The sequence below is a fragment of the Flexivirga sp. genome, from assembly GCF_051955415.1.
Taxonomy (GTDB): Bacteria; Actinomycetota; Actinomycetes; order Actinomycetales; family Dermatophilaceae; genus Flexivirga.
In genome coordinates, this window is sequence record NZ_JBQCGS010000032.1 from 1 (window position 1) to 5,594 (window position 5,594).

Annotated in this window: 5 protein-coding genes; 3 read left to right on the forward strand and 2 right to left on the reverse strand. The window is 72.3% G+C overall.

Annotated elements, in window-relative coordinates; genetic code table 11:
- Positions 1–273 precede the first annotated feature (273 nt).
- Genes ACTHL4_RS05150 through ACTHL4_RS05160 form a run of 3 tightly spaced genes read left to right on the forward strand, consistent with a single transcriptional unit; the run spans position 274 to position 3,481 of the window.
- On the forward strand, positions 274–1,065 hold the full coding sequence (locus ACTHL4_RS05150; RefSeq protein WP_440281668.1) for a hypothetical protein: 792 nt from the start codon (positions 274–276) through the stop codon (positions 1,063–1,065).
- Between the two features lie 28 nt (positions 1,066–1,093).
- On the forward strand, positions 1,094–2,350 hold the full coding sequence (locus ACTHL4_RS05155) for a saccharopine dehydrogenase family protein (RefSeq protein WP_440281669.1): 1,257 nt from the start codon (positions 1,094–1,096) through the stop codon (positions 2,348–2,350).
- Positions 2,351–2,368: 18 nt separating this feature from the next.
- Entirely contained in the window at positions 2,369–3,481 is a 1,113-nt protein-coding gene (locus ACTHL4_RS05160) for a winged helix DNA-binding domain-containing protein (protein WP_440281670.1), read from the forward strand.
- 29 nt (positions 3,482–3,510) lie between these two features.
- Here the strand turns inward: ACTHL4_RS05160 and ACTHL4_RS05165 are convergent, their stop codons facing one another.
- Together ACTHL4_RS05165 and ACTHL4_RS05170 are read right to left on the reverse strand one after the other, a co-directional pair.
- Positions 3,511–4,146 (reverse strand): SIMPL domain-containing protein, encoded by a 636-nt coding sequence (locus tag ACTHL4_RS05165; RefSeq protein ID WP_440281671.1) that lies wholly within the window; start codon positions 4,144–4,146, stop codon positions 3,511–3,513.
- A gap of 27 nt (positions 4,147–4,173) precedes the next feature.
- The gene (locus tag ACTHL4_RS05170; RefSeq protein WP_440281672.1) at positions 4,174–5,367 is read right to left on the reverse strand and encodes an AAA family ATPase; all 1,194 of its coding nucleotides are present in this window, start codon (positions 5,365–5,367) and stop codon (positions 4,174–4,176) included.
- Positions 5,368–5,594 lie beyond the last annotated feature (227 nt).

Genomic DNA, 5,594 nt, shown 5'->3' on the forward strand with positions numbered 1-5,594 from the left:
GATCGGGTCGACCAGCCCCATGCGGTGACCATGCCGGCGCGTGCGACGCGCCAGAATTGCGGCAGTGGGGGGCCGGGGGGGGGCGGGAGACCCCCACCGGCCACCCACGCGGGCCGCGCGCTTCCCCCCCCCCCCCCCCGGCGGGGGCGGGGGGCCGCCGGGGGGGGGGCGGCCGGCGGGGGCCCGGCGGGGGGGGGCGGTGGGCGTGCGGGGGGCCCCCCCCCCCCCCCCCCCCCCCCACTGCCGCAATTCTGGCGCGTCGCACGCGCCGGCATGGTCACCGCATGGGGCTGGTCGACCCGATCGGCCGACGAGGCGCTGGCGGTCGCCGACGAACGACTTGCCCACAGTCTCAAGGCGATTCGCGCGGGACTCGCCCGCGACAAGCGCGGGTCCTACGGTTGGGCGCCGCCGCGGGAGGAGACCCTGCAGGAGATCCCGGACGCCGAGGGCGCCCTGGCGGCCATCGTCTCGCGCAACAGGTATGGCGCCGAGGTGCTCGGCACCGACCGCCTGCTCATCGCCGACGTGGATGTGCCGGCGGCACGTTCGGTCGGCCGGTCGTTGCGCAAGCTCTTCGGCGGCAGGACGTCCGCCGACGACAGCCCGAGATCCCGTGCGTTGCGCGGCATCGAGTCGTTCGCGGCGACGCACCCGGCGCTCGGCGTGCACGTCTACGAGACGTATGGCGGCTTCCGGGTCGTGGTGACCGGAGCCGGGCTCGCACCCGATGCGCCGGAGGCCGCCGCCATGTTCGAGCAGCTCGGCACCGATGAGATCTACGGGCACCTGTGCCGCAAGTACAACACCTGTCGCGCCCGGCTGACCCCGAAACCGTGGCGGTGCGGACTGCGCGCACCCCAGATCCTCTGGCCGCCGACCTCCGCGGACGAAGCCGCCGCAGCAGCGCAGTGGCTGAGCCAATACCGTTCAGCATCCGCGGGATTCGCCACCTGCCGCCTGGTGACCCGTCTCGGTCCCCCGCCGGATGCCCTGGAGGCCCAGCTCATCGATCTGCATGACCGGACCACCCGCGTCGCGGAGACCCACCTGCGGCTCGCCTGACGGCCGGGGCGCACCTAGAGTCGTACCCGTGAGTAACCGTGATCACGACATCGTTCTCTTCGGCGCCACCGGCTTCGTGGGGAAGCTGACCGCCGAGCACCTCGCGCGCCATACACCCGACGGGCTGCGGATCGCGCTGGCCGGGCGCACTCGCGCCAAGGTGGAGTCCGTCCGCGACGCACTGCCCGGCGCTGCCGCGGGCTGGCCGGTGGTGGTCGCCGACGCGTCCGATCCGGCGTCGTTGGAAGCACTCGCGCACAGCGCACGGGTGGTCATCAGCACCGTCGGACCGTACGCGAAGTACGGCCTCCCGCTCGTCGGGGCCTGCGCCGCGGCGGGCACCGACTACGTCGACCTGACCGGCGAGGTGCTCTTCGTCCGCGAGTCCATCGACCGCTTCCACGACCTCGCGAACGACACCGGGGCGCGCGTCGTGCACTCCTGCGGATTCGACTCCGTCCCCTCCGATCTCGGTGTCCTGGCGCTGGCCGAGCAGGTGCATGCCGACGGGGCGGGCGACCTGGGCGACACCACTCTCTACATGACGATGAAGGGCGGCATCAGCGGCGGGACCATCGCCTCGGCGATGCACCAGCTCGACCAGGTGCGCTCCGACAGGGGCAAGCGGCGGGTGGCCACCGACACGTTCGGTCTCAGCCCCGATCGCGGTGCCGAGCCCAGCGGCGAGTGGCGGGACAGCGCGGCGGTCCGCTATGCGCCGGAGATCGGTGCGTGGACCGGCCCGTTCGTGATGGCGACATACAACACCCGAATCGTCCGGCGCAGCAATGCTTTGCTGCAGCACGGCTACGGCCGCGGATTCCGCTACCGCGAGGTCCAACGCACCGGACGCGGCATGCACGGTCGTCTGCGCGGTTATGCGCTGGCCGGTGGGCTCGGCGCAGCGTTCGGCGCGATGTCGGTGCCGCTCCTGCGCCCGCTCGTCGAACGAGCTCTGCCCGCGCCCGGTGACGGACCGAACGAGAAGTCCCGTGACTCCGGGCACTTCACCGCGACGTTGCGCACGACGACCACGTCCGGGGCGTCATACCAGAGCACTGTTGCGGCACAAGGGGATCCGGGTTACAAGGCCACGGCGGTGATGCTCGGTGAGAGTGCTCTGAGCCTGGCCGTCTCCCGGGACCGGTGCCCGTTGCCGACAGGCCTGAGCGGCGGTGTGCTGACGCCCGCCACCGCGCTGGGCGGGGTCCTGATCGACCGGCTGCGCACGCACGACTTCCGCATCGAAGCCACCGCGATCCAACGGACCGGTTCGGTCCGCTGACGCTCCTAGCCTGTCCGGATGACCGACCGGATCGTGCTGCGGACCCGAGGACCACTCCGCGAGCTCAGCAGGCAGCGACTCATCGCCCAGGGCCTGGTGGCGAGTGCGCGCTCCACGGCGACGGACGTCGTGCAGCGGATGACGTGCCTGCAGGCGCAGGACCTTGCGTCGGCGCGGTCGGCGGTCGCGCTGCGCGCCGGCGGCACCGTCGGCGACGTCGACGCGGCCCTCAACGCCGGACAGATCGTCCGGTCCTGGCCGATGCGCGGAACACTGCACCTGGTGCCTGCCGAGGATCTGCGCTGGATGCTGGCGCTCAACGCGGCGCCGACGCTGCGCTCCGTCCGACGCCGGCACGAGCAGTTGCACATCACCGCCGCGGACATCGACCGTGCCGCGACAGTCAGTGCGGACGAGCTCGCCGGCGGCTCGGGCATGACCCGCGCGCAGCTTCTCACGCGGTGGCGGGAGCACGGCATCGGCACCGACGGGCAGCGCGGCGCACATCTGTTGCAGTCGCTGTGCCTTCGCGCCCACCTGGTGCTCGGACCGATCGAGGGACGTCAGCAGCGCTTCGTGCTCTTCGACGAGTGGATCGGTGACTCCCGTCCGATCGACCGCGACCTGAACGTCGCCGAATGGGCGACCCGCTACTTCCACTCACGCGGCCCGGCCACGATCGCCGACTTCCGGTGGTGGAGCGGATTGCTGCACCGCGACATCGCGCCCGTGTGGGACGCGGTCCGTGCCGGCCTGGTCGAGGTGGTGGCCGGCGACACCGCCTACTTCGCGGCTCCCGAGACCGTCGAACGCTGGCAGGCGCACCCCGGCGCGACGCTGCGCCCGATGCTGACGCCTGCCTTCGACGAGCTCCTGCTCGGGTACGCCGATCGCACGCCGACGGTCGACGAGGAGCATCTGGCGCTGGTCGTCCCCGGTGGCAACGGAATGTTCCAGGCCGTGCTGCTCGACGGTGGCGCGGCGGTGGCGACCTGGCGTCGACGACCGCAGCGGACCGGCCCGCAGCGGGTCGGCCCGACGCCCGACATCGCGGCGTTCGACGGCGCCTTGTCCGCGCGCGCCGAGCGTGCGTTGCCGGTGCTGGCACGTCGCTACCCGTTCGTGCCCTGACCGGGTGCTCTCGGCGAAATGGGTGGGTGCTACTCGAAACTCCAGTGCACCTCGACGGTGACCGACGAGCTGTCCTGACCCTGCGCGATCGGCATCGCCGACGCGGCTTCGACGAACATCGCGCGGCCGCGCGGGCTCGGCGGCCGGTGCATGCCGGTGACCTCGACCACGGACTGCGCACGGCCGAGCGTGCGACCGGTGAGTCGGGCGTAGTCGGCCGCCTTGGTGTGCGCGCGCTCCACCGCTTCGTGGCGTGCTTCGGCGAGCGCCGCGTCCGTCGGCTCGCGGGACCGGGCGACGTCCTCGTTGACCAGTGCCGTGCCGCAGGCATCGACGAGTTCCTCGAGCAGGCGGTCCAGCAGGCCGAGGTCGGCGACGCGTACGTGCAGCGACTGCGCGGCGTCATACCCGTGGACCTGCTCAGCATCGTCCACCCACACCTGATGGGGCGCCACGCTGACCGCGTCGGTGCGCACGTCACCGTCGTGCACGCCGACCGCATGCAGCGTCTCGACGGCGCGGAGGACGACCTCACCCGCCTCGCGCAGCGCCGCTCCGGGCTGCGGCTGCCGGCTCTGCACGCGCAGCCGCACCACCGCCTCACTGGTCGGCACCCGCACGGTGCCGACACCGGTCACCGTCACGCCGGTCTGTTCGTCAGCCATGCCTGCCAGTCTGCAACGCGACGCCGGTCAGCGCGAACCCCATTCCCACGACGGCCTGCTGAGCATCCCCTGTCCCTCGACGACGGTCTCACCGAGGTCCTTGACGAGCACCACCTCACCGAGACGCTGCGGACCCTGCGGACCCTGCGGATCCGCTGCGCCGTCGTCGGCGCGCAGCGCGTCGATCAACGGCTGCGAGTGCGACACCACGACGATCTGCGAGCGTCCGGCGGCCTGCCGGATCAACCGGGCGAGCGGCGGGATGAGCGACGGGTGCAGGGACGTCTCCGGCTCGTTGAGGACGAGCAGCGGTGGCGGTTCGACGGTCAGCAATGCCGTCGCCAGCAGCAGGTAGCGCAGTGTGCCGTCGGACAGCTCGGCCGCCCGGAGAGGTCGCAGCATGCCGGGCTGGACTATCGCGACGTCGAAGACGCCGTCGGCGACCAGCACCTGCGGGCGGGCGCCGTCGAACGCGTCGGCGACGGTGCGTTCCAGGTCGCCGAACCCGCTCTCCAGGATCGTCTGGACCGCGGCAGCGAGGTCCGATCCGTCGCCGGACAACCCCGGGGTGCGGGTGCCGACCTGCGGTGGGCGCGCCGGTGCGTCCGCGTCGACCCGGAAACCGTCGTAGAAACGCCAGGAGCGGACCGTCGAACGCACGGCGACGACCTCCGGGGCGAGCTGCCGGTCGGCATACTCCCCCAGCACGCTGCGGTATGGCGCCAGCCCGTCGGTCACGTCGGACCAGCTGCGCCCGTCGCGCACCTGCACGGAGCCACGCACGCGTCGCACGGTCGTGGTGGCCGGCCGCATCACCGGCCCGGAGAAGATCAGCTCGCGCTTGATCTGCGGGTCACGCTGGAACGCGGTCGGCAGGCCGGTCGGTTGCGGCAGCCCGAGATCGACCAGGTAGCCGAAGTCGTCGCCGGCATACCCCATCCGCAGGCTCACCGGGCCCTTGCGGACTGTGCCCTGGACCGGTGCGCCCCGCCGGGCACCGGCGAGGGACTCCGGACCTGCCCAGAGCGCCGATTGCAGGCCACCTTCACGGGCGAGGCTGCCGACGACCTGACCTTCGCCGCACTGCGCGAGCAGCCGCAACGCCCGGTAGAGGGAGGATTTGCCGCTGCCGTTGCCGCCGGTGACCACGGTGAGCCGGCTCAGTGGCACCACGACGTCGCGCAGAGAGCGGTAGCCGCTGACGGCGACGGTGGTGATCATGCGGGAACGGTAGCTCCGATGCACGACAAGGCCGGTGGTCTCGATACGCGGCTCGTCCCTCGCCGCTACTCGACCAGCGGCAGGGAAACGACAGCCTCGGTCTCGATACGCCTCCGCTGCGCTCCCCCGGCTACTCGGGACCAGCGGCAGGTGACAGCCCACGACGGCGCAAGTGAACGACGAGCGGACGGCCGCGAAGACGACGACCGGCACAGGGAGAGGCCCCC

What these genes read in the sequence shown, in the direction of transcription:
- ACTHL4_RS05150 (WP_440281668.1), top strand. Translation starts at nt 274, where the DNA reads ATGGTCACCGCATGGGGCTGGTCGACCCGATCGGCCGACGAGGCGCTG.
- ACTHL4_RS05160 (WP_440281670.1), top strand. Translation starts at nt 2,369, where the DNA reads ATGACCGACCGGATCGTGCTGCGGACCCGAGGACCACTCCGCGAGCTC.
- ACTHL4_RS05165 (WP_440281671.1), bottom strand. Translation starts at nt 4,146, where the DNA reads ATGGCTGACGAACAGACCGGCGTGACGGTGACCGGTGTCGGCACCGTG.
- ACTHL4_RS05170 (WP_440281672.1), bottom strand. Translation starts at nt 5,367, where the DNA reads ATGATCACCACCGTCGCCGTCAGCGGCTACCGCTCTCTGCGCGACGTC.